Source organism: Paenibacillus sp. JNU01 (assembly GCF_059130585.1).
This window is the reverse complement of record NZ_CP169723.1, coordinates 3,742,430-3,764,387: the sequence shown is the minus strand read 5'-3', so window position 1 is coordinate 3,764,387 and position 21,958 is coordinate 3,742,430. Positions and strand designations below refer to the sequence as shown.

Below are 21,958 nucleotides of genomic sequence, written 5' to 3'. Positions count from 1 at the left end.
GGGAAAAAGTTTATGTAAGCGTATACATTTAATTTAAAATTACAACGTTGTAATTATGGTTTTAACAATTGATTCAAAAGAAAGAACTACAATGTAAGGAGGACTATTTCGATCAAGAATCTCTTTTTACGCAGAATATTATAGGTTGTTACCAAAAGTGGATGGGATGAATAACAAATACGTCAGTGAAATGGCAGTTCACTTTTATTCAAAAATTCAAACGTTGTAATTATGTGGCGAAGGGGAGTGTTTCACGTTGAAAAAACGCATGTCTACGCTGTTCAGCCTGATCAGACGAGATAAGTATTTACTGCTGATGTTTTCACCTATCTTCCTGTATTACCTCATCTTCATGTACCTTCCGATGCCTGGCGTGTTGTTGGCATTTCGTAATTTCCTGCCGGGTCAGGGCATGCTCAGCGGGGAATGGGTGGGACTGCGCTGGTTCGAACAGTTCGTGAATTCCATTTACTTCTGGCGACTGCTGTGCAACACGTTCTTGCTTGCATTTCTGCCACTCCTGTTTGGCTTCTCGATCCCCATTCTGTTCGCGGTCTGCATTGTGGAGATCAAGAACCGAACATTCAAACGATTTGCCCAGACGGTTACCTACCTTCCTCATTTCATCTCCACTGTCGTTGTAGCCGGCATGATCATTAACTTCCTGTCACCAACAGACGGTATTGTGAATACCCTCATCGCGAGTCTGGGCATGGAAAAAGTGAACTTCATGATGGATGCCAGCTGGTTCCGTACCATCTTCACAAGTTCCGACATCTGGCAGAGCTTTGGCTTCAGCTCCATCATCTACATTGCAGCCATTATGGGGATCGACCCCGAGATGTATGATTCCGGCAAAATCGACGGCGTCAACAAATTCCAGGAGCTATGGCACCTGACCCTTCCCAGTATCAAACCAACCATTGTCATTCTTCTGCTTCTGTCGCTTGGCGGCATTATGAGCGTAGGCTTCGAGAAAGTATATCTGCTCTACAACGGAGCCACCTACGAAACGGCGGATGTCCTGTCCACCTATGTATACCGGATGGGGATTGAAGGCCAGAATTACGGCTTCGCCACAGCAGTCGGCCTGTTTAACTCCATTATCACTTTTGTGCTTGTGTTTGCTGCCAATTCCATGACCCGCCGCCTGACCAAGATGTCACTCTGGTAAGACTATAACCCGGACCAAAGGAGACCTGTATGCAAAAATCAAGAAGTGACCGTTTGTTCTACGGATGTGTCTACCTGCTGACCATATTGGCGGTTGTTGTCACGTTGTATCCCTTTCTGTACGTTATCAGCATTTCATTCAGCTCGGTGGATGCCATCGACAAACAAAAAGTCGTATTGTGGCCCGTTGGCTTTACCCTGTCAGGTTACCAAATGGTACTACAATACAAGGAGTTATGGGTGTCGTTCTACAACACCCTCTGGTACACCGTGGTAGGCACACTGTTGAATATTGTGGCAACATGTCTTGCCGCTTTTCCGTTATCCAGACAGCAGTTTTTCTTGCGTCGCAAGCTGAACTTTTTCATCGCTTTCACCATGTATTTCTCGGGTGGACTCATTCCGGTCTACATGCTGATTACCTCGCTTGGGCTGTACAATACCCGCTGGGTCATGGTGCTGCCTGTGCTGGTGATTACGTTTAACGTCATGATCTGCCGTTCGGCCTTTGAAGGCATCCCGAATGAGATTTTTGAAAGTGCCAGTATAGACGGGGCCAATGAGATGACAATGCTGTATCGTCTGGCGGTTCCCATCATCAAGCCAACACTGGCTGTGCTCACGCTGTACTATGCCGTATTCCACTGGAACAACTTTTTCTCGGCCCTATTATATCTGGGCAAACAGGATATGCAGCCCTTACAGATGTTCCTGCGAAGGGTGCTGATCATGGCATCGCCGGAAGTGATGCAGAAGATGGGCGGCACGATGACATCCGGGGCGCTGGCGGTATCGACCCTGCAAGTACGTTATGTATCCATTGTAGTTAGCATTCTACCTATTGTTACGATCTACCCGTTTATCCAACGGTACTTCGTTAAGGGCATCACCCTCGGAGCCGTGAAAGGATAGCTTTTATTATTAAGTGTCATGTCATTCAAGGGAGTTCAAAATGGTTCATACCTAAGGAGGAATGATGGATGAGATTTAAAGGGGCAGGAAGAAAAAGTGTAATGGCAGCGATACTGGCAATCAGCCTGGCGGGATGTAGTGGTGGAACAGGGGCAGGAACCGAGGAGGGGAGCACCCCGTCCAGTTCGGAACCGGCTTTCAATTATACCGGGGCAGGGCCGGTAACGGATCAACCGGATGCCAAGCTGTCCATTCTCGGCACTAACGCCTGGACGACCAACGTGGATCTCTCCACCGCAGCTATCGTTAAGAAAATTGAGAGTAACGCCGGTGTTACGGTCGATTGGGATCTCATACCACCGCAGAACTATGCGGATGCCGTAAATCCGAGGCTGGCTGCCGGTACCGGCTTGCCCGATATTGTGTACCTGCCGGATCAGGATCAACTGATGAAGTACATCAACAGCGGTCTATTCATTCCGATTAATGATCTGGTGGAGAAATACGGCGTGAATCTGAAAAAAATATATGAAAAGTCGCCTTCGGTCAAAGCCAGTTTAACGACGCCAGATGGTAAAATGTATTATGTCCCGCAGCAGACGCTAACCCGCAACTACATGCCGGTATTTATGGTCAATGTTCGCTGGCTTGATAAGCTTGGATTAAGCGAGCCGACCACGTTGGATGAGTTTACGGCGATGCTGCGCAAGTTCAAGACAGACGACCCGAACGGCAACGGAAAAGCCGATGAGATTCCACTGTCCATGGAAGCGAAATTTGTGTCCATGGCCTTTGGCCCTGCATTTGGACTTGATCTGTCCAATCAGTTTTATGCAGACGATCAGGGCAAGGTGCATTTCAGCTATTATGAGCCGGCATACAAGGAGTACCTGACCTATCTGAATGGACTGTACAAGGAAGGTCTGCTTGGGGTAGATTATGCGAGTACCACGAGTGATCAGGTCACATCGCGGATCTCTCAGGATGTGACCGGCGCAACGTTTAATTTCAGCTGGTACATGTCGATGGTCTACAGCCCGCTGTTCAAGGATTACAATCCGGAAGAGCCAATCATCAAAGGCATTCTGCCACTGAAAGGACCGCATGGCGATCAGTTTTACGTAGGACGTACCCCGGTTAGCGGCATCTTCGGTATCACGCGGGATAGCAAAAATCCAGAGCTGGCTTTCCGCTTCCTGGATTATGCGGTAAGTGAAGAGGCACAGACATATTATACGTGGGGCATCAAGGATGACACGTATACGGAAGAGAATGGCGTGAAGACATTTACGGACAAAGGCAAGGACAATGAATACATTCAGAAGCTCGGCATCGGACCGGTGAATCTGCCGAACATTCAATCGACCGATTCTGCCGATTCCGTTGTGGCCCCTTGGCATGCGAAGATGGATAAGGAACTGGAGCCGTATGTCCGTGAACCGTTCCCGTTTGTCTATGCCCTGCCGGATGAAGCGAGCGTGGAGAGCATGGCGATGCCTGACATTACCACATATGTGGAAGAGATGAACTTCAAGTTTATTAGCGGTGATGCTAGTCTGGATCAGTTTGACAGTTATATTGAGACGTTGAAGAAGATGAATATAGAGCAGGTTATTGCGGGCAGACAGGCACAATATGATCGTTATAAGGCTGCACAGAAATAGGAAATAGGGTTTCAGGCGTATGAGAGGTGTTGATTGATTTTGATAACCATTAAAGACATTGCCAAACTGGCGGGGGTGAGCTATAGCACAGTATCCAAGGCGCTGAATGATGATCCCCGAATCAAACCGGCTACGAAGCAAAAGGTGCTTGCGGTCGCGGAGAAACATCAATATCGAAAAAATATGCTGGCCCGGCAACTCTCCACCGGCAGAAGCAATATCATCGGCTTTGTGCTGGATGAACTGAGCAATCCGTTATTCTCGAACATCTCCGGCCGTCTGCACACCGAGCTGAAGAAGCGGGGGTATCAGATGATCCTGGTTGTAGCGGATGATGGTGTGGATGTCTTCAGCCAGCTGCGTGTGGACGGATGTATTCTGTGGGACTATGCACTGGACAATCGGGAGATGTTCTGGAAAAAGTTCGCGACACTCAACATGCCATGTTTTGTGCTGGGTACAGATGAAGCGCCGAACTCTCCTTACATTAAGATTGATCGCAAAGAAGGATTGTTCAAAGCAGTGGAGCATCTGAAATCGCTGGGGCACAGCCGAATCGGGTTCATCGGCAACTCGCAGAACATTAAACTGGAGGGATACCGGGAAGCGTTGCAGCGTACGGGTCTGGCTTTTAATGAAGACCATGTGCTGCCAGCGTATTCCTCCTGGGAAGACGGGTATTTTGCCATACGTAATCATGCGTTTGGGCCGGAGTCGCCGACAGCTTTTATTGGGCTGAACAACCTGGTCACCCGAGGTGCACTTCGGGCTTTGCTTGAGGCAGGTTACAGCGTTCCGCGCGATATCTCGTTGATCGGGTATGATGATCTGCCGGATATGCAGTATGCCGAAGTGGCCTTGACGACAATTGGCCCGTCTCTGGATGAACTGGCCGTGCAGGCAGCGGAGCTGATTGTATCGTTGATTCGTGATGAACAGGTCGATGTTCCGGTAGTCATTCAGCCCAAGCTGAACCTTCGCAATTCAACGGCAATGTGCCGACAATAAGCAAGAGTGAAGCGGTTATCCGTTAGTCATACATGTATTAGTTAAGTACAACATTCAAGGAGGAATTGCTTATGCAGGTACAGACGCAGTTATCCTGGTCTGAGCGAATTGCAGCAACGATCATCCAGCAATGTGACGGGGACGGTTATCATGCGTTCCCTTCGGGACGATGGGCATACGTGGAAGGCATGACATTGATGGCGATGGCTCGAACTGGGCGATATTATGGCAAGCAAGAGTATGTTGATTTTATGAAAAAACATATGGACTTGTATATCCAGCCAGATGGTTCTATTGGCACGTATACTTTGGAAGAATATAATCTGGATCAGATTAATCAGGGGAAAAACCTGTTTGCATTACTGGAGGGTGCTGAAGATCAGCGTTACGCAGAAGCGGCACATCTCTTGGCCGCACAGCTCGCAGGGCAACCTCGAACGTCGGAGGGCGGCTTCTGGCACAAAAAAATCTATCCATTCCAGATGTGGCTGGACGGCCTGTATATGTCCTCTCCCTTTCTATCCGAGTATGCGAAGACATTTGATCACCCCGAGTTATGGGATGAAGTAGCGCACCAGATTCTGCTGATCGAACGCCAGACCCGTGATCCCCTGACCGGACTGCTCTATCATGGCTGGGATGAATCGAAGGAACAGGTCTGGGCCGATTCATCGACAGGGTGCTCGCCACACTTCTGGAGCCGGGCGATGGGCTGGTATGCTATGGCGATTGTGGACAGCGTGGAGCATTTCCCCGTGAATCATGCAAAACGCGGCACCATCATCGGTATCTTCGAACGGATGTGCCATGCTTTGGTGCGCGTGCAGGAGCAGGAGAGCGGGTTATGGTTTCAGGTGCTGGATCAGGGCTTCCGCAAAGGCAACTATCTGGAAGCATCCGGGTCAAGCATGTTTGTATATGCACTTGCCAAGGGTGTGCGGCTGAAGTATCTGGAGCCGCATTTCAGAGCTGCGGCGGAGAAAGGATGGCAGGGGCTTTACTCCAGATTGGTGGAGGAGACGGCTGATGGCGTTCGGTTAAACGGGATCTGTCATGGCGCAGGACTAAGTCTGGACCGGGATGGCTCGTACAGCTACTATGTGAGCGAAGCGGTTGTAAGCGATTCCTTTATGGGGGTGGCTCCGCTCCTGCTGGCAGCGCTGGAAATGGAGCGATTGCCATGACACAGCAGAAATTGCCGAATACAGCATTGGAACCATCGACTCCCTGTCTGACTGTTGCTTCAGATGGGACGGGGGATTATGTGACGATTCAGGCTGCAGTTGATGCGCTGCCGGAGAATAGCATCGGAAACGTTCCGATTCGAGTAAAAGCTGGCGTCTATTATGAGAAGCTGCATATGGAGAAGCCGGGCATCCATCTGATTGGTGACGGGGCGGAGCAGACGATCATTACGTATGATGATTATGCACTTAAGAAGTTCCCGGACGGGTCGCCATATCATACGTTTCATTCCTATACCGCTTTTATCGGTGCCGATGATTTTACGGCAGAGGGCATTTCCTTCGTAAATGCTGCCGGGCCGGGCAAGGAGGTTGGTCAGGCGCTGGCCGTTTACGTAGATGGAGACCGGGCGGTCTTTCGCCGCTGTCGTCTGATCGGCCACCAGGATACGATCTTCACCGGCCCATTGCCGGAGCAACCCATGGATCGAAGTTACTTTGGCGGGCCACGTGATGGTGCCGAGCGGCGCAAACTGCGGCAGTATTTCGAAGACTGTTACATTGAAGGCGATATCGATTTTATCTTTGGCTCGGCTACGGTGGTATTTAAGGGCTGCGAGATTTTTACGAAGAATCGCCTGACCGAAGCGGAGGCTGCGGATGGACAAGTGAACGGCTGGATTACCGCAGCGTCTACGCCGGAGGATGTACGATACGGCTATGTGTTTCTGGACTGTGATCTGACCAGCAATGCTCCGCCGCAGTCGGTGTATCTGGGCAGGCCGTGGCGTCATCATGCCAAAGTCTGTTTTCTGAACTGCTGGATCGGCGCTCATGTGAAGCAGGAGGGATGGCATAACTGGAACAAGACAGATGCGGAGCAGACCGTTCAGTATGCGGAATATAACAGTGCCGGGCCTGGTGCCGGACGTGCTGCTGATCGTGTGCCCTGGGCCAAAATGCTGACCGAACAGGAAGCGGCGGAGTACGCTATACCTCTGATTCTATCCGGCATGGATGGTTGGCAGCCTTTTGAAGGGGAAGGGGAGCAGCGGTAAGATTCGCCCTATTCTCTACACAATATATAACACAGGCTTTCTTTCAAGTCTCCTGAGGACTTGGCGGAAAGCCTTTTCGGCGTGCCATATTACATTTTTCGCCCCCAATAGAACTATTTTATCCCTTATCTCCCAGGCATTTTACTGATTAAATACAGGGTGAGGATCTGTAAATTCCCTGTAAAATTTGGTGATGTCTGCTGAAAGAGAAAACGAGAGGGAAGGTCCATTTTGATAAGGGAAGGGAGTGAAGCGACACGCAACATCAGATGGCTGAATGAGGCTGGCTCTAATCGATCACAGATCAGATGCAGGTGGACGATGGATATCTTTGTTTGCAAGGTGAACGTATCATTAGTACAGGAGGGATTTTGCTTGAATCAAGCTGTTCGATTCCGCCCGGTTATTACATTTGCTTTGGCATTTCTTCTACTTCTTTTGTGGTTTGCACCGAGAGCCGATGCCGCCGCCCAGTGGCAGGCAGGCACCGCATACAAGAAAGGAGACCTCGTCACTTATCAAAATAAAGATTATGAGTGTATTCAGGCCCACACGGCATTGACCGGATGGGAGCCCTCTGTTGTACCCGCGTTGTGGAAATACGTCGGGGAAGGTTCGGGAGGGGAAACGCCAACGCCAGATACGGCACCGCCTTCTGTTCCTGCGGGTCTGACTTCATCCGCCATAACGAACACCTCCGTTAGCCTTGCCTGGAATGCATCCACGGATAATGTGGGTGTAGTGGCATATGAGGTGTACCGGAACGGCGTTCTTGTGACAAGTACTTCAACTACAACAGCTGTAGTCACGGGACTGACAGCTAGCACGACCTATGCTTTTACGGTAAAAGCCAAAGATGCCGCAGGCAATATATCCGCTGCGAGCACCTCCCTCAGTGTAACGACTTCCAACGGGTCTTCCAATCCTGGGCCAACCGGCAGCAAATGGCTGATCGGCTACTGGCACAACTTCGATAATGGTTCAACGAATATCAGACTTCGTAACGTATCAACAGCCTATGACGTCATTAATGTCTCCTTTGCCGAACCAATTTCACATGGCAGCGGAACGCTTGCTTTTACTCCATACAATGCAACGGTATCCGAATTCAAATCTGATATTGCCTACCTGCAAAGCCAGGGGAAAAAAGTACTGCTTTCCATGGGGGGAGCCAACGGTACCATTGAGCTTACCGACGCGACCAAGAGACAACAATTCGAAGATTCGTTAAAATCAATCATTTCTACGTATGGTTTCAATGGTCTTGATATCGATCTGGAAGGAAGTTCCCTCTCTCTGAATGCAGGGGATACCGATTTCCGTAGTCCAACTACACCGAAAATTATTAACCTCATCCAAGGCGTGAAAGCGGTTAAGTCACACTTCGGCGCCAATTTCATCCTGACGGCTGCGCCGGAGACGGCCTATGTACAGGGTGGATATCTGAGCTACGGCGGCCCTTGGGGAGCTTACTTGCCAGTCATCCATGCCTTGCGTGATGACCTGACCTTGCTTCATGTGCAGCACTATAACACGGGCTCCATGGTGGGGTTGGATGGACGCTCTTACGCGCAAGGAACAGCTGATTTCCATGTGGCCATGGCGGAGATGCTGCTTCAAGGCTTCCATGTAGGCAGCAGCTCAGGCCCGTTCTTTAGTGCCCTGCGACCGGACCAGATTGCGATCGGCGTACCGGCCTCCCAACAGGCTGCCGGGGGCGGGTATACCACGCCAACCGAACTGCAGAAGGCGCTGAATTACCTAATCAAAGGTGTGTCGTACGGCGGTTCCTATACTTTGCGCCAGCCTGCGGGTTATGCGGGGATAAAAGGGATTATGACCTGGTCAATCAATTGGGACGCATATACGAATAACCAGTTTTCGAGCGCACATCGTCCGTTCCTGAATGGGCTGAGTACGCAAACGACAAAGGAGGTTGTGTATTAGATGATACCTTTCAATAAACACACTGCTTTCAAGAAGACTGCAACGTTTTTACTGGGTCTATCCCTGCTCTTATCCATCATTGTTCCTTCTTTTGTGCTCCAACCCGCTACGGCGTCAGCAGCCGATTCTTATAAAATTGTCGGTTACTACCCGTCTTGGGCTGCGTACGGGAGAAACTATAACGTAACGGATATCGACCCAACCAAGGTTACGCATATCAACTATGCTTTTGCCGATATCTGCTGGAACGGTGTTCATGGGAATCCGGACCCTTCGGGCCCTAATCCGGTGACCTGGACATGCCAGAATGAAAAGAGCCAGACAATCAATGTACCGAATGGAACAATCGTACTTGGCGATCCATGGATTGATACCGGCAAGACATTTGCAGGGGATACGTGGGATCAGCCCATTGCAGGCAATATCAATCAGCTGAACAAGCTGAAACAGATCAATCCTAATCTGAAGGCGATCATCTCTGTCGGAGGATGGACATGGTCCAACCGCTTCTCTGATGTGGCTGCGACTGCTGCAACACGGGAGGTATTTGCGAACTCTGCCGTCGACTTCCTGCGAAAATACAATTTTGACGGGGTAGATTTGGACTGGGAGTACCCGGTATCAGGCGGGCTGGATGGTAACAGCAAACGTCCGGAGGATAAGCAAAATTACACGCTGCTTCTGAGCAAAATCCGTGAGAAGCTGGATGCCGCTGGAGCTGTGGACGGCAAGAAGTATCTGCTTACGATTGCAAGCGGAGCGTCGACGACCTATGCTGCAAATACTGAGCTTGCCAACATAGCTTCCATCGTCGATTGGATTAACATTATGACATACGATTTTAACGGGGCCTGGCAAAAAGTCAGCGCGCATAACGCGCCGTTAAACTATGACCCTGCGGCTTCGGCTGCCGGGGTGCCGGATGCCAATACATTTAATGTGGCTACCGGAGCACAAGGGCATCTGAATGCCGGAGTACCAGCCGCCAAACTTGTGCTTGGTGTTCCATTCTATGGCCGCGGCTGGGATGGATGCGCACAGGCGGGCAATGGCCAGTATCAGACCTGCACGGGAGGTTCATCCGTTGGAACATGGGAAGCAGGTTCCTTTGACTTCTATGATCTGGAGACCAACTACATTAACAAAAACGGGTACACGCGTTACTGGAATGATACGGCCAAAGTGCCATATCTCTATAATGCATCCAACAAGCGTTTTATTAGCTATGATGATGCGGAGTCGATTGGATATAAAACCGCTTATATCAAGAGCAAGGGGCTCGGCGGTGCGATGTTCTGGGAGCTTAGCGGTGACCGTAACAAAACACTCCAAAATAAACTGAAAGCTGATCTGCCTACCGGAGGTACAGTACCTCCAGCAGATACGACGGCGCCAAGCGTACCGGGAAATGCCCGCTCGACAGGTGTGACGGTCAACTCGGTGACGCTCGCTTGGAATGCTTCAACGGATAATGTCGGGGTTACCGGGTATAACGTCTACAATGGTGCCAATCTTGCTGCCTCCGTCAACGGAACGACCGCAACAATCAGCGGTCTGTCCGCGGGTACTTCCTATACCTTTACGATTAAAGCAAAAGATGCGGCAGGTAATCTGTCTGCAGCCAGTAATGCTGTAACTGTAAGCACCACGACTCAGCCTGGAGGTGATACGCAAGCGCCAACTGCACCGATGAACCTGGCATCGACAGCGCAAACGGCATCCAGCATAACGCTGAGCTGGGCGGCATCTACGGATAACGTGGGTGTAACGGGTTATGATGTGTACAATGGAACGGCTTTGGCGACATCTGTCACCGGAACGACAGCAACGATCAGTGGGCTCGCTGCGGATACCTCGTATACATTTACGGTAAAAGCAAAGGATGCGGCGGGGAATAGTTCTGTTGCGAGCAATGCGTTGACTGTGAAAACGGCAGCAGGGACGACGAACCCGGGCGTTTCCGCCTGGCAGGCGAATACAGCCTATACTGTAGGACAGCTGGTCACGTATAGCGGCAAGACGTATAAATGTTTGCAGTCCCACACTTCCTTGCCTGGGTGGGAACCTTCCAATGTTCCTGCATTGTGGCAGGTTCAATAGTTAAAATATGCAATACCTCATTTTGAATTGAATTATTGCAGTGTTAGCGAGGTTTGGCTATAGGGAAGAGAATATAACGAAAAACCACCGGCTCCTGATCCGGTGGTTTTTCGTTATGTTATGTCAAACAACGCAGGCTCGCAAAAGGTTATTCATTAAAAATCGAAGTTGTCCGGATCAGGTCCAACGCGTACATCTTCGTTCAGAGCACTGATCTGATCCATCTCTTCATTGGAAAGTTCAAAGTCGAAGATGGAGGAATTCTCAATAATCCGGTGTTCCTTGGTGGACTTCGGAATGGTAATGACTCCATTTTGCAGATCCCAACGCAGGATGACTTGTGCAACGGATTTGCCTTTGGCTGAAGCAATAGCCGTGAGTACTGGATTGTCCAACAGCTGACCTTGCATCAGAGGTGACCATGCTTCGAGCTGGATACCATGCTTTTCGCAGAAAGCCTTGAGTTCTACCTGAGTCAGGCGAGGGTGGTATTCCACCTGATTGATCATCGGTTTCACTTTGACATCCTGCATCAGGTCTTCGAGGTGATGAATCTGGAAGTTACTCACACCGATGGCCTTAATGCGGCCGGCTGCGTACAGCTCCTCCATGGCTTTCCAGGCTGCTTTGTATTTGCCTGCTTTAGGCCAATGAATCAGATACAGATCCAGGTATTCCAATCCCAGTTTGTTCAATGTGGTATCAAAAGCAGCAAGTGTCTCTTCATATCCGAGGTCTGCATTCCATACTTTAGATGTAACAAACAGTTCTTCGCGTTTCAGGTTGTTTTCTTGCAAAGCTTCTGCAATCGCTTGTCCAACACCGGATTCATTACCGTATATTGCAGCAGTATCGATACTGCGGTAGCCATGTTTAATTGCATTTTTCACAGCATCAACCAATTCAGTCCCTTCTTCTACCTTAAATACACCTAATCCGAACCAAGGCATAGAAACACCGTTATGCAGACTTACTGTGGATTGTAAATGTTGTGCGGTTTGAGCTGTTGTCATGAGATTTCCTCCTTAAAGTGTGTAAAAATCAGTGATTTCAAGCTGAGTTATCATTTTTTATCATACAAAATTAAATCATAGTAGATCAAATTGGGTTCAACGTATATAGTATAATAAAATACGATATGAAACCGGTTCCCCTTGAAGACTGGCATGGAAATATATCAGAGTGAGACCCAAAATCGGAATGGAAATTAGAATGAAGCTTTCTCCATGTTGACGGACCCATGTTGATCCTTGCTTTCCAGCATTTTAGCCCATGCGGTCAGGATTACAGCTACAAGAACCATCAAGGCTCCGACCCATGTCGTGTGAATCAGACCAATGGAGTCATTGATCACGCCACCCAAATAGGCACCTATAGCAATCCCGGCATTAAATGCGGCGATGTTAAAGGCTGAGGCTACATCTTTGGCCTGTGGTGCATATCGTTCAGCCAAAGTTACAGCGTACATCTGAAGACCAGGCACATTCATGAAGGCAAGTAGCCCCATCCCCATAATGGTGAGCAGTGCTGCCAGCTTAAACGGAACGGTGAAGTACATGACACCTAGAATGATGGTCTGAATGATGAACATGTAGAAGAGCGCCTTGAGCGGGTTACGATTGGCTGCTCTGCCGCCGATGATGTTGCCGACAGCAATGGCAATTCCGTACAACAACAGAATGAACGCGACTGTTTTCTCGGAATATCCACTGATATCATGCAACAATGGGGACAGATACGTGAAGACAACAAATGTTCCTCCGTACCCAACAGCAGTAATGGCAAAAGCAAGCAGCAAGCGCCCACCTGTAACCAGCTTCAGCTGATCCCGAAATGCCGTTCGTGTTCCTCGCTTCAACGTGGATGGCACGAGTATGAGGTTTCCAATCATCGCAATGATGCCAACCCCAACAATCAGGATAAATGCAGCGCGCCATCCCATATGTTGACCGATAAGTGTACCAAGAGGTACACCGGTTACTGTGGCAATGGTCAGACCGGAGAACATGATGGCAATGGCACTCGCCCTACGGTTGGCAGGTACCAGATCCGCTGCGATGGTGGAGCCGATGGACATGAATACGCCATGTGCCAGCGCGGATATCACTCGTGCTATGAGTAACATGGTAATGCCTGTCGATAGCGCAGCCATCGTGTTACCTGCGATGAATACAATCATGATGGCAAGCAATAGCGTTTTGCGTGATATGGTAGACGTCAGTGAGGTCAGAACAGGAGCCCCAAAAGTAACGCCCAATGCATATAAAGTAACGGTCAGTCCCGCTGTAGTTACGGAAATGCCCAGGTCATCTGCAATGAGGGGCAGGAGCCCAACGCTGATAAATTCTGTGGTACCGATGGCGAACGCACTAATGGCCAGTGCCAGCAGCGCCCATGTGCTGCGTTTTGAATCTTGTAACATTTCTTGCTCAACTCCCCCGAATGTAGATTTACGTACCGGCAAATGCTATTATGAGTTATTCAGTATAGATTGAATAGTACGTACTTTTTAGTACCCTACGTACTTTTTGGTGCCTATACAGCATGCGACGGATGTAATCCAATTCATCAGGGAGGTAACAAGTTATGGTCAGAAAGAAATATAACATCTCGGTTGAAGCTACTCTGGAGGTGATCGGTGGCAAATGGAAATGCGTCATTCTCTGTCATCTGACACATGGGAAAAGACGAACCAGTGATCTCAAGCGTATTATGCCCGCAATTACACAGAAAATGTTAACACAACAACTGAGAGAGCTTGAAAACGACGGGATCGTTAACCGAATCGTATACAATCAGGTCCCTCCCAAAGTAGAATACGAATTAAGTGATTACGGGCGGAGTCTTGAACCGATTCTCAATGCGCTCTGTAATTGGGGAGATCAACATATTGTGAAGGAATACGGAGACAAATCAGCAGTTCTGGAAGACAATGGGCTCAATGATTTTAACTCTGACAATAGGGAGCTGGTGCAGCCGTGAACTATGAGATTCTATATGATGGTGCTTTTGCGATGCTTAAGGTACATTTGCAGCGGGGAGAGCGTTTCAAGGCCGAAAGCGGTGCGATGGTATCCATGACGCCAACGGTTGAACTGAAGGGTTCAGCAGAAGGTGGAATGTTTGCCGGGTTCGGTCGAATGCTGAGCGGAGAGAAGTTCTTCTTTCAGGAACTAACGGCTGCGGGCGGGCCGGCAGAGATTCTGCTCTCACCTTCAAGCATGGGCGATGTAGAAGCTGTCGAATTGGACGGTTCCTATTCACTCTATGTGCAGAAAGACGGATTTCTAGCGGGGACCGAGGGCATACAGGTGAATACCAAAATGCAAAACCTGAAGAAAGGTCTCTTTTCGGGAGAAGGTTTCTTCATTATTGAGATCAGTGGACGTGGAACTGTATTTCTGTCTTCCTACGGAGCAATCCATGCGATTAATCTGGCAGCAGGTGAAGAAATGATCGTGGATAACGCTCATCTGGTGGCATGGCCTCATTATGTAGATTACCGTATAGAGAAGGCTTCACAGGGCTGGTTATCCAGTGTTACAAGTGGAGAAGGATTGGTATGCCGGTTCCGTGGAGAAGGGACCATTCTTATACAGAGCCGTAATCCGCAAGGATTCGGACAATGGGTGAAGCAGTTCATCCCAACGCGCTAATTTTATTCAAAAGAACACACAGGGTTGCAACGGATGTATCTCCATCATCGTTATATGAATAATGGATTTACTTCATTGACTGGTGGGTACATAATCTGTTGCATAAGGTCGCACATCATGGAGGTATGAGATGAAAAGCTCACGGTATAAAAACGCACAAGAAAGCCCGGGATATCTGTTATGGCAGGTTACAGCGATGTGGCAAAAGGAAGTACGCAGGGTGCTGGAGCCACTCGAACTGACACAGCCCCAATTTGTATTGTTGCATGCCTGTCTGTGGCTCAATGAACGTGATGAGGAAGGCAAGGGAGTCACTCAGGTTCAGATTGCACAATTTGCCAAAGTAGATGTTAATGTGACTTCTCAGGTTCTGCGTGCTCTTGAAAAGAGAGGCTTGATTACGCGTGCTCGTCATCAGACGGATACACGTGCCAATATAATTACCACAACGGAAGAAGGGACCCGATTGGCCATTGAAGGAATCCACTTGGTTGAGGAGTCGGACAAGGCTTTTTTCGAAACTTTGGATGATCGTAAGGAAGAGTATATGCAGATCATGCAGGAGTTTCTTCGCCAAAAAACAGAGGGCTAATCCATAATAAGATTTTTTTTAATTTATTAAACTACAGATTGTAGTGGAATTGGGAATTTTCTGAATACTTATGATTATAATGTCTATACAAAAATCAAAATGAACCTCCTGACTTTATCCGTCGGGAGGTTCATTTCATTTACTTTAATCGATTCGGTAGGACGCAAATGGCTCGCGGCGACGGAAAGAGTCACTGATCTGATCCAGATCGGTCAACAGCTCATCGGGCAGTGACATATCCAGACTAGCCAGATTATGCTCCAGCTGTTCGGTGCCTGTAGCGCCAACAATGACTGTGGATACAGCCGGACGTGTCAGTAGCCATGCGAGAGACAGCACACTCGGGGAACACCCGTATGAAGCAGCTTTGGCACTCACTTGTTCACTCAGTTGAAGATTATGCTCCAGCAGAAAACGATTGAAGGTCGGGTCGGTGTCGGCTCTGGAGCCGGAAGGCACGCTGGCCTGTCCGTTATATTTACCCGTCAGAATACCGCCTGCGAGCGGGAAATACGGGATAATGCCTACACCCTGATCCAGACACATCGGTACCAATTCCAGTTCAGGCGTACGGTCTGCCAGGGAGTAGCTGGTTTGGGTAGAGATGTAGCGCACATAACCTTTCTGTTCACTGATCCCGAGAGCTTTCATCAGCTCCCAGGCTGCGTAATTGGAGGCGCCGATGTACCGAACTTTGCCGGAAGTGACCATATCGTCCAGCGTGCGGAGTGTCTCATCCAGCGGTGTATGCGGATCAAAGGTGTGGATCTGATACAGATCCACATAATCGGTTTGCAGACGCTGCAGGCTATGTTCCAGCTCTTGTTGCAGATGGTAGCGGGAGGAACCGCGCCCATGGGGACCGTCATGCCGGGGAAGTCCGGCTTTGGTCGCAAGCACCGCGTTTTCCCGACGACCTGTGAGTGCCTGTCCAATGATGCGTTCTGATTCGGTACCTGCGTAGATATTGGCGGTATCGATAAAGTTGATGCCCTGATCCATCGCTGCATGAATAATGCGGGTAGAAGCTGCTTCATCCGCGCGTTTGCCAAATGCATTGGTGCCGAGCCCCAGTGCCGATACCCGTAAACCACTATTGCCCAAACGTCGATATTCCATCATTCATCGCTCCCTTTATGTTCATTTATGTAATGCAGATTATAACGTAATCTATTGTCAACGTGTTATTAATATAGTTAAATGATTCTAAGAACCCGTTATTAAAGGAGATATGATGGAAAACAGTGCTGCACATTTAACAAGACGGAAGCCGAAGAAACCGAAGAAGAAATGGAAGAAGCCATTAATCATCACCCTAAGTGTGCTGCTTGTGCTCGGAGGACTCGGATTTATTTATCAAAAGCAACTCGTCGTGTTTGCCTTTAATATGTTCGCCTCCGGTACGGTGAAGGAAGCCTTGGATGACTCCTTTAAACCAGCTGGCGATAAGGATGCCCCTGTCGTGGAACATACGGACCCATTCTCGCTGTTGTTGCTCGGTATTGATCAACGCGATAACGAACCAAGCCGTTCGGATACGATCATCTATTCCGTCGTGCGTCCAGAAGACAATAAAGTGCTGCTGCTGTCCATTCCACGTGATTCCTATACCGAGATTGTCGGGCGGGATGTGAAGTCGAAGATTAACTCAGCGTACGCCCACGGTGAAGCCAAGATGGCGATGGATACGGTGGAGAATTTGCTCGGGAACAAAGTGGATTTCTATGCCGCGATTAATTTTAATGGGCTCAAGGATATTGTTGATGCGGTGGGTGGTGTTGAACTGCCGATCAAGAAAAACATCGAGAACAAATCAAAAGCGCATGAGAAACTGTTCGTTGAAGCCAACAAACCGATCTATAGCGGCGAAGAAGCGCTTGGTTATGTGCGTTACCGGGAAGATTCCGATTTCAATCGGACGATGCGTCACCGGATTTTCCTAAGTGCCTTCATGAATCGTGCGCTGGAGGTCAAAAATCTGACCAAGATCCCGGACGTCATCCAGATTGCCGGATCGAATTTTACAACCAACATGACTTCGGACTTCATCGTGAAGTTTGCCGAGTCCTTATATATGAAAGACAATGCACCCACGATCAGCAACTATATGCTGAAGGGTGATGGCGCGATGCGCAGTGGTACATGGTACTATGACCTGTCAGAGGACGATCTGCAATATGTGCGTGGCATGATCGCCAGTTGGCTGGACCCGGATGCGACCGAGATTATTGAACCGGAGACAACCGACGAGAACGGTGCGGCGGATAAAACCTAGTACAGAAGCAGCAGAAGAATTTTTTGCAGGAATAGCGATACCCCGTAGTAATAGTAATAGTAATAGTAATAGTAATAGTAATAGTAGTAGTAGTAGTAGTAGTAGTAGTAGTAGTAGTAGTACAGTAGTGGCGGTTAGAGTAGAAAAAAATAGATTGGTTTTTGTGCCATTAAGATATAGCAAAGTACACGGAAGAGAGTATGCTCTCCCGTGTGCTTTTTTTATGGCATAACGGTGCTACGTTGACGAGCTTTGACTTCAGTCTCCTCAGTCATTACCGTTCTATGGACTTCAAGACGACATGGCGGCTGACTTAGGTAATAGAGCAGTCAGATCGCTAAGATCAAATTCATCTGAGCTGTTGTCTACAGAAATGACTTCGATATTCTCCCACATACATGTGTTAGCTTGCATTCCCTGGACAAAGGTATCCCAGTGATCCAGCTTCCATCGGTCCCGTTCCAGACCACGGCTCTGAAGCCGTTGTTGAAGAACATTCACATCTACCTCCACCCTCAACACCACAGGTATGACAGATTCCCACTCATATTTGGCAGTCAAAAGATTAATGTAATCGCTTTCGCTAAAGTAACCGACAAATGGTGCATCCAAGATGACAGATCTACCTAATTGCAGATTGTCATTCGCCACGTTTAACAATGTCTCATATTCGAGGTCCATAACGGTATCGCGGTAATAGGTGTTACCATCACGTTCATGAGGCGAATAGCCATGTGCTTCCAAAAGCTTCCCCGTAAAAGTGTTACATACAACATCTTTGTCCAGATAACAAAATGGATGCCCAGCAGCCAGTTTTTTGCCTATGGTAGACTTGCCCGATCCGGCGGGGCCGATCAAAAAAATAAGGATAGGTTTCATAGATTAGATGTACCCCCTCTAAAGTAGATCCAGATGATATGGATTTGCAATGAATGCTTACGTTCTTGGTTCGTATATGTGAACTATATTCACATCAGTGAACAATTTCTATTAGAGTATACCGTTTTCTACAGAAATACAATCCTTTTTGATGAAATAGTGGACAAAAAAAGTTTTAAGAAAGCGGTTGATATTTTCTGTACGGCTGATCTATAATGAGGGCATCGTTCGGTGATGTGAATTAAGTTCACATATGCGAACTTCGACGTCGAAGATTTTTAAGGAGACAATATGGACAATATTCGCATGAATAAATCTGCTGAACGAGTCGCGGATCTACTCGTTCTATTTGCCAAAAGTGGTGCTCCATTAACACTGAATGAGATCTGCAAACAAATGAGCATGCCTAAGAGCAGCGGGTTTGAACTGGTACAGACCTTGCTGCATAAAGGGTTTATCGAAATGGATGATGTTCGTCTCAAAACCTACCGGCTGGGCATTGCCGTGTTTGAGACAGGTATGGCGTACTTGTCTAATATGGGTATTCCTCATATGGCAAGACCCTTGCTTCAAGAACTAAATCGCCAAACGGGAAGCACTGCATTTCTCGGGATTGAGGATAAGGGGCGGATTGTATATCTCGACAAGGCCGAGAGCTATTCGGTTATGCGACCAACAGCGAAACTCGGTTCCCGCAGATATATGCATACAACTGGGCTAGGCAAAGCTTTGCTGGCAGCGCTCCCCATCGGCAAGGTGCTGGAGATTGTAGGTAGCGGTGAACTCCCTTCGCGTACATCCTTCTCTAAAGTAACCATTCCTGATATTTTGCAAGATATGCAGGAGATTCGGGAGCGTGGCTACTCGATTGATGACCGGGAGGACCATCTGGAGATGTATTGCATCGGCTCTGCTGTCTATGATCAGTGGAATGAGCCTGTCGCGGCAATCAGCGTTGCCAGCATGTATTCCAATATGACTCCTGAACGTGAGGAGAACATTGTACGACTGGTCAAGGAAGCTGCTTGGAAGCTTTCGGGCCAACTGGGTTATAGCGGTGATCGACTGTATCCCAAGACAGAAGAGTAAATTGAATTGAATTGAATTAAACCCCATTAATAGGCACAACAGGAATCAGGAGGTTATTTGGATGTGGAGAAAGCTGGAAAACATGAAAATCATCGCTGAAACCGGAATCGTATTGATTATCCGTTCGGACAGTGAAGAAGAAGCATTATCCGTTGCAGAAGCGGCGATTGCAGGAGGTATTCGGGCGCTTGAAATTACGATGAGTGTTCCGGGAGCTTTGGATGTAATCAAGGTGTTGTCTCGCAAATATGCATCCCAAGGCATTCTGATTGGGGCGGGCACAATATTGGATGGTGAGACGGCACGTGCAGCGATATTGGCGGGGGCCGAGATGTTGGTTAGTCCTCAGCTCAACCCAGATATGATTAAGGTAGCTAATCGCTATCAGGCGGTTACTGTCAGTGGTGCGTTCACAGCTAAGGAAATTGTGGAGAGTCTTGAAGCGGGAGCAGATATTGTGAAACTGTTCCCGGCGGAATCTGTAGGTCCGCAATATGTCAAAGCGATCTCTGCCCCTCTGCCACAGGCAGCCATTGCTCCTACTGGCGGAGTGACGCCCCAAAACGTACATGAATGGCTGGATGCCGGTTGTGTAGGCGTTGGCGTCGGCAGTTACATCACCAAAGCAGCCAAAGAGACTGGCGATTATGGGTTAGTAACCAAGGCCGCTGAGGAATTTTTGCAGGCAGTAGCCGTGGCACGTTAATTTATCTTAATCAGATTAAGTTAGTTGGCTGTGCAAATGAAGTTCACAGCGATAGAGGGAAGAAATACTAGCTATCGTTGTGAGCCCATGGTGCAGATCGGTTACGTCCTTAAAAATAAGGGATCGGATACTGCCTTATGAAAACGCATACTTGAAAAGCTTCTGTCTGAGATTACAAGGCAGTGCTTCTTATCTACGCCCTTTAATTACCATATTTATCTATAATATTTAATTTTAGTATATTTATATGTGTTGAGGAGAGTGAGTTTACATGGCAACCTTAAAGACATCACCGTCCCCTGCTTCAGTACCTCAAGCCCCAAAAGTGGGATTAAGGTGGGGAATTATCCTGTTACTATTGCTGGGTGCAGTGGTTAACTATTTGGACCGATCCAATCTGAGTATCGCGAATACAACCATTGCAGCCGAATTTGGGCTGTCCTCCACACAGATGGGATTGCTGTTGTCTGCCTTCCTATGGCCTTACGCGTTAGCGAATTTGCCAGCCGGATGGCTGGTTGACAAGTTTGGCCCCAAAAAGATGTTTGGATGGGCTTCAGGACTGTGGTCCATTGCTACCATACTCAGTGCATTTACCAATTCTTATTCACTGTTATACGCCATGCGGATGCTGCTTGGTGTATCCGAGTCGCCGTTCTTCACCTCCGGCTTGAAGGTGACAGAGCGCTGGTTTGCCAAAAGTGAGCGCGGATTACCAACCTCGATTATCAATACCGGCTCACAGATTGCCAACGCGATTGCACCGCCGCTATTGACCGTTCTGATGTTAACAATGACGTGGAGAGGCATGTTCATTTTTGTCGGCGTCATTGGTCTGATCATCATGCTCATCTGGATCAAGGTGTACCGAGATCCGACTTTTGCGGAGAAGCAATTGATCAAAGGCCCGGATGCGGTTGCCGATCAGAGCGAGAACGCGAATGCAAGTGCGGCAGCAGACGCACCCAAAGCAAACTGGGGATCGCTGTTCAAGCACAAAAGCACTTGGTTTATGATTATCGGCAATTTCGGCATCATGTTTACGATCTGGGTATACCTCACTTGGCTGCCGAGTTATCTGGAGAAGGAGCAGGGCTTTACGTTGAAAGAGACAGGCTGGATTGCCTCTATTCCGTTCGTAGCCGGTATTATCGGTGTACTGTTAGGCGGATTTATCTCAGACTTTTTCATTCGAAAAGGAGTCAATGTGGTCACTTCGCGGAAAGTTCCCATCGTAGGTGGGGCTGTTCTGGCAGCTGCTTCGGTAGCACCCATTCCGTTTATTGACAGTACTGTTGTGAGCATTGTGCTTCTGTCTGTAGGTTACTTCGCATCCCAACTGCCATCAGGTGTTATCTGGACTCTGGCAGCAGATATTGCACCGGGTGAACAGGTAGCCTCACTTGGGGCCATCCAGAACTTTGGCGGATTTCTCGGCGCAGCGCTTGCTCCAATTGTAACCGGATACATTCTGGATACGACGGGCAGCTTCAACAATGTATTCTTGCTGGGAGCAGGTCTGCTTCTCATGGGCGCTGTCTCTTACGGTGTATTCCTGAAGAAACCAATTCCGAAAGCAATTCACTAATTTCCTTAAATGAAAAGATAACTTCTATTCTAGAAAACATCAGTAAATCCTTGAGTTTTTGATTGCAAAAACCGGGAATGCTGATGTTTTTATTTTTGTTGCCTAGCTGTAGCGAATGATTAGTAAC

General features: G+C 48.5%; 19 protein-coding genes. 15 read left to right on the top strand and 4 right to left on the bottom strand.

Annotated elements, in window-relative coordinates; translation table 11 throughout:
- Positions 1 to 256 precede the first annotated feature (256 nt).
- The 8 genes from NLBNIHML_RS16340 to NLBNIHML_RS16305 all read left to right on the top strand — a co-directional run bounded on the left by NLBNIHML_RS16340 (position 257) and on the right by NLBNIHML_RS16305 (position 11,046).
- On the top strand, positions 257 to 1,174 hold the full coding sequence (locus NLBNIHML_RS16340) for an ABC transporter permease (protein ID WP_494352314.1): 918 nt from the start codon (positions 257 to 259) through the stop codon (positions 1,172 to 1,174).
- Between the two features lie 29 nt (positions 1,175 to 1,203).
- Entirely contained in the window at positions 1,204 to 2,085 is an 882-nt protein-coding gene (locus NLBNIHML_RS16335) for a carbohydrate ABC transporter permease (protein ID WP_124116782.1), read from the top strand.
- A 68-nt stretch (positions 2,086 to 2,153) separates the two neighbouring features.
- The gene (locus NLBNIHML_RS16330) at positions 2,154 to 3,749 is read left to right on the top strand and encodes an extracellular solute-binding protein (RefSeq protein WP_494352313.1); all 1,596 of its coding nucleotides are present in this window, start codon (positions 2,154 to 2,156) and stop codon (positions 3,747 to 3,749) included.
- Positions 3,750 to 3,788: 39 nt separating this feature from the next.
- A complete protein-coding gene (locus NLBNIHML_RS16325; protein WP_167483728.1) occupies positions 3,789 to 4,757 on the top strand; it encodes a LacI family DNA-binding transcriptional regulator in 969 nt (322 codons plus the stop codon).
- A 71-nt stretch (positions 4,758 to 4,828) separates the two neighbouring features.
- Entirely contained in the window at positions 4,829 to 5,941 is a 1,113-nt protein-coding gene (locus tag NLBNIHML_RS16320) for a glycoside hydrolase family 88/105 protein (protein ID WP_342571408.1), read from the top strand.
- On the top strand, positions 5,938 to 6,999 hold the full coding sequence (locus NLBNIHML_RS16315; RefSeq protein ID WP_494352312.1) for a pectinesterase family protein: 1,062 nt from the start codon (positions 5,938 to 5,940) through the stop codon (positions 6,997 to 6,999). Before NLBNIHML_RS16320 ends, NLBNIHML_RS16315 begins: the two co-directional genes overlap by 4 nt.
- Positions 7,000 to 7,374: 375 nt before the next feature.
- Positions 7,375 to 8,946, top strand: a complete 1,572-nt coding sequence (locus tag NLBNIHML_RS16310) for a chitinase (protein WP_494352311.1) — start codon at positions 7,375 to 7,377, stop codon at positions 8,944 to 8,946.
- A complete protein-coding gene (locus NLBNIHML_RS16305; protein ID WP_494352310.1) occupies positions 8,947 to 11,046 on the top strand; it encodes a glycosyl hydrolase family 18 protein in 2,100 nt (699 codons plus the stop codon).
- Between the two features lie 155 nt (positions 11,047 to 11,201).
- On the opposite strand, the gene NLBNIHML_RS16300 is transcribed toward NLBNIHML_RS16305, so the two are convergent.
- Both NLBNIHML_RS16300 and NLBNIHML_RS16295 read right to left on the bottom strand, forming a co-directional pair.
- Positions 11,202 to 12,059: an aldo/keto reductase gene (locus tag NLBNIHML_RS16300; RefSeq protein ID WP_494352309.1), complete on the bottom strand. Its 858-nt coding sequence runs from the start codon at positions 12,057 to 12,059 to the stop codon at positions 11,202 to 11,204.
- 194 nt (positions 12,060 to 12,253) lie between these two features.
- On the bottom strand, positions 12,254 to 13,468 hold the full coding sequence (locus NLBNIHML_RS16295; protein ID WP_494352308.1) for an MFS transporter: 1,215 nt from the start codon (positions 13,466 to 13,468) through the stop codon (positions 12,254 to 12,256).
- A 164-nt stretch (positions 13,469 to 13,632) separates the two neighbouring features.
- On the opposite strand from NLBNIHML_RS16295, the gene NLBNIHML_RS16290 reads away from it, so the two are divergent.
- The 3 genes from NLBNIHML_RS16290 (at position 13,633) to NLBNIHML_RS16280 (ending at position 15,294) form a co-directional block, all read left to right on the top strand.
- Entirely contained in the window at positions 13,633 to 14,028 is a 396-nt protein-coding gene (locus NLBNIHML_RS16290) for a winged helix-turn-helix transcriptional regulator (protein WP_017691613.1), read from the top strand.
- The gene (locus NLBNIHML_RS16285; protein WP_339238682.1) at positions 14,025 to 14,702 is read left to right on the top strand and encodes a TIGR00266 family protein; all 678 of its coding nucleotides are present in this window, start codon (positions 14,025 to 14,027) and stop codon (positions 14,700 to 14,702) included. The genes NLBNIHML_RS16290 and NLBNIHML_RS16285 overlap by 4 nt, the downstream gene beginning before the upstream one ends.
- A 130-nt stretch (positions 14,703 to 14,832) precedes the next feature.
- On the top strand, positions 14,833 to 15,294 hold the full coding sequence (locus NLBNIHML_RS16280; RefSeq protein ID WP_339238681.1) for a MarR family winged helix-turn-helix transcriptional regulator: 462 nt from the start codon (positions 14,833 to 14,835) through the stop codon (positions 15,292 to 15,294).
- A 144-nt stretch (positions 15,295 to 15,438) separates the two neighbouring features.
- Here NLBNIHML_RS16280 and NLBNIHML_RS16275 read toward each other — a convergent pair whose 3' ends face one another.
- Complete coding sequence (locus tag NLBNIHML_RS16275; RefSeq protein ID WP_494354720.1) at positions 15,439 to 16,413, bottom strand: aldo/keto reductase; 975 nt, start codon at positions 16,411 to 16,413, stop codon at positions 15,439 to 15,441.
- Between the two features lie 112 nt (positions 16,414 to 16,525).
- Here NLBNIHML_RS16275 and NLBNIHML_RS16270 point away from each other — a divergent pair, with 112 nt between their 5' ends.
- Positions 16,526 to 17,569 carry an LCP family protein gene (locus NLBNIHML_RS16270; protein ID WP_342571402.1) on the top strand — a complete coding sequence of 348 codons (1,044 nt, stop codon included), beginning with the start codon at positions 16,526 to 16,528 and terminating at the stop codon, positions 17,567 to 17,569.
- Positions 17,570 to 17,860: 291 nt separating this feature from the next.
- On the opposite strand, the gene NLBNIHML_RS16265 is transcribed toward NLBNIHML_RS16270, so the two are convergent.
- Positions 17,861 to 18,448 (bottom strand): P-loop nucleotide/nucleoside kinase family protein, encoded by a 588-nt coding sequence (locus NLBNIHML_RS16265; protein WP_494352307.1) that lies wholly within the window; start codon positions 18,446 to 18,448, stop codon positions 17,861 to 17,863.
- 291 nt (positions 18,449 to 18,739) lie between these two features.
- On the opposite strand from NLBNIHML_RS16265, the gene NLBNIHML_RS16260 reads away from it, so the two are divergent.
- The 3 genes from NLBNIHML_RS16260 (at position 18,740) to NLBNIHML_RS16250 (ending at position 21,831) form a co-directional block, all read left to right on the top strand.
- Entirely contained in the window at positions 18,740 to 19,537 is a 798-nt protein-coding gene (locus NLBNIHML_RS16260) for an IclR family transcriptional regulator (RefSeq protein WP_494352306.1), read from the top strand.
- 61 nt (positions 19,538 to 19,598) lie between these two features.
- On the top strand, positions 19,599 to 20,243 hold the full coding sequence (locus NLBNIHML_RS16255) for a bifunctional 2-keto-4-hydroxyglutarate aldolase/2-keto-3-deoxy-6-phosphogluconate aldolase (RefSeq protein WP_342571399.1): 645 nt from the start codon (positions 19,599 to 19,601) through the stop codon (positions 20,241 to 20,243).
- 271 nt (positions 20,244 to 20,514) lie between these two features.
- Positions 20,515 to 21,831: an MFS transporter gene (locus NLBNIHML_RS16250; protein WP_342571398.1), complete on the top strand. Its 1,317-nt coding sequence runs from the start codon at positions 20,515 to 20,517 to the stop codon at positions 21,829 to 21,831.
- The last annotated feature ends 127 nt before the right edge of the window (positions 21,832 to 21,958 follow it).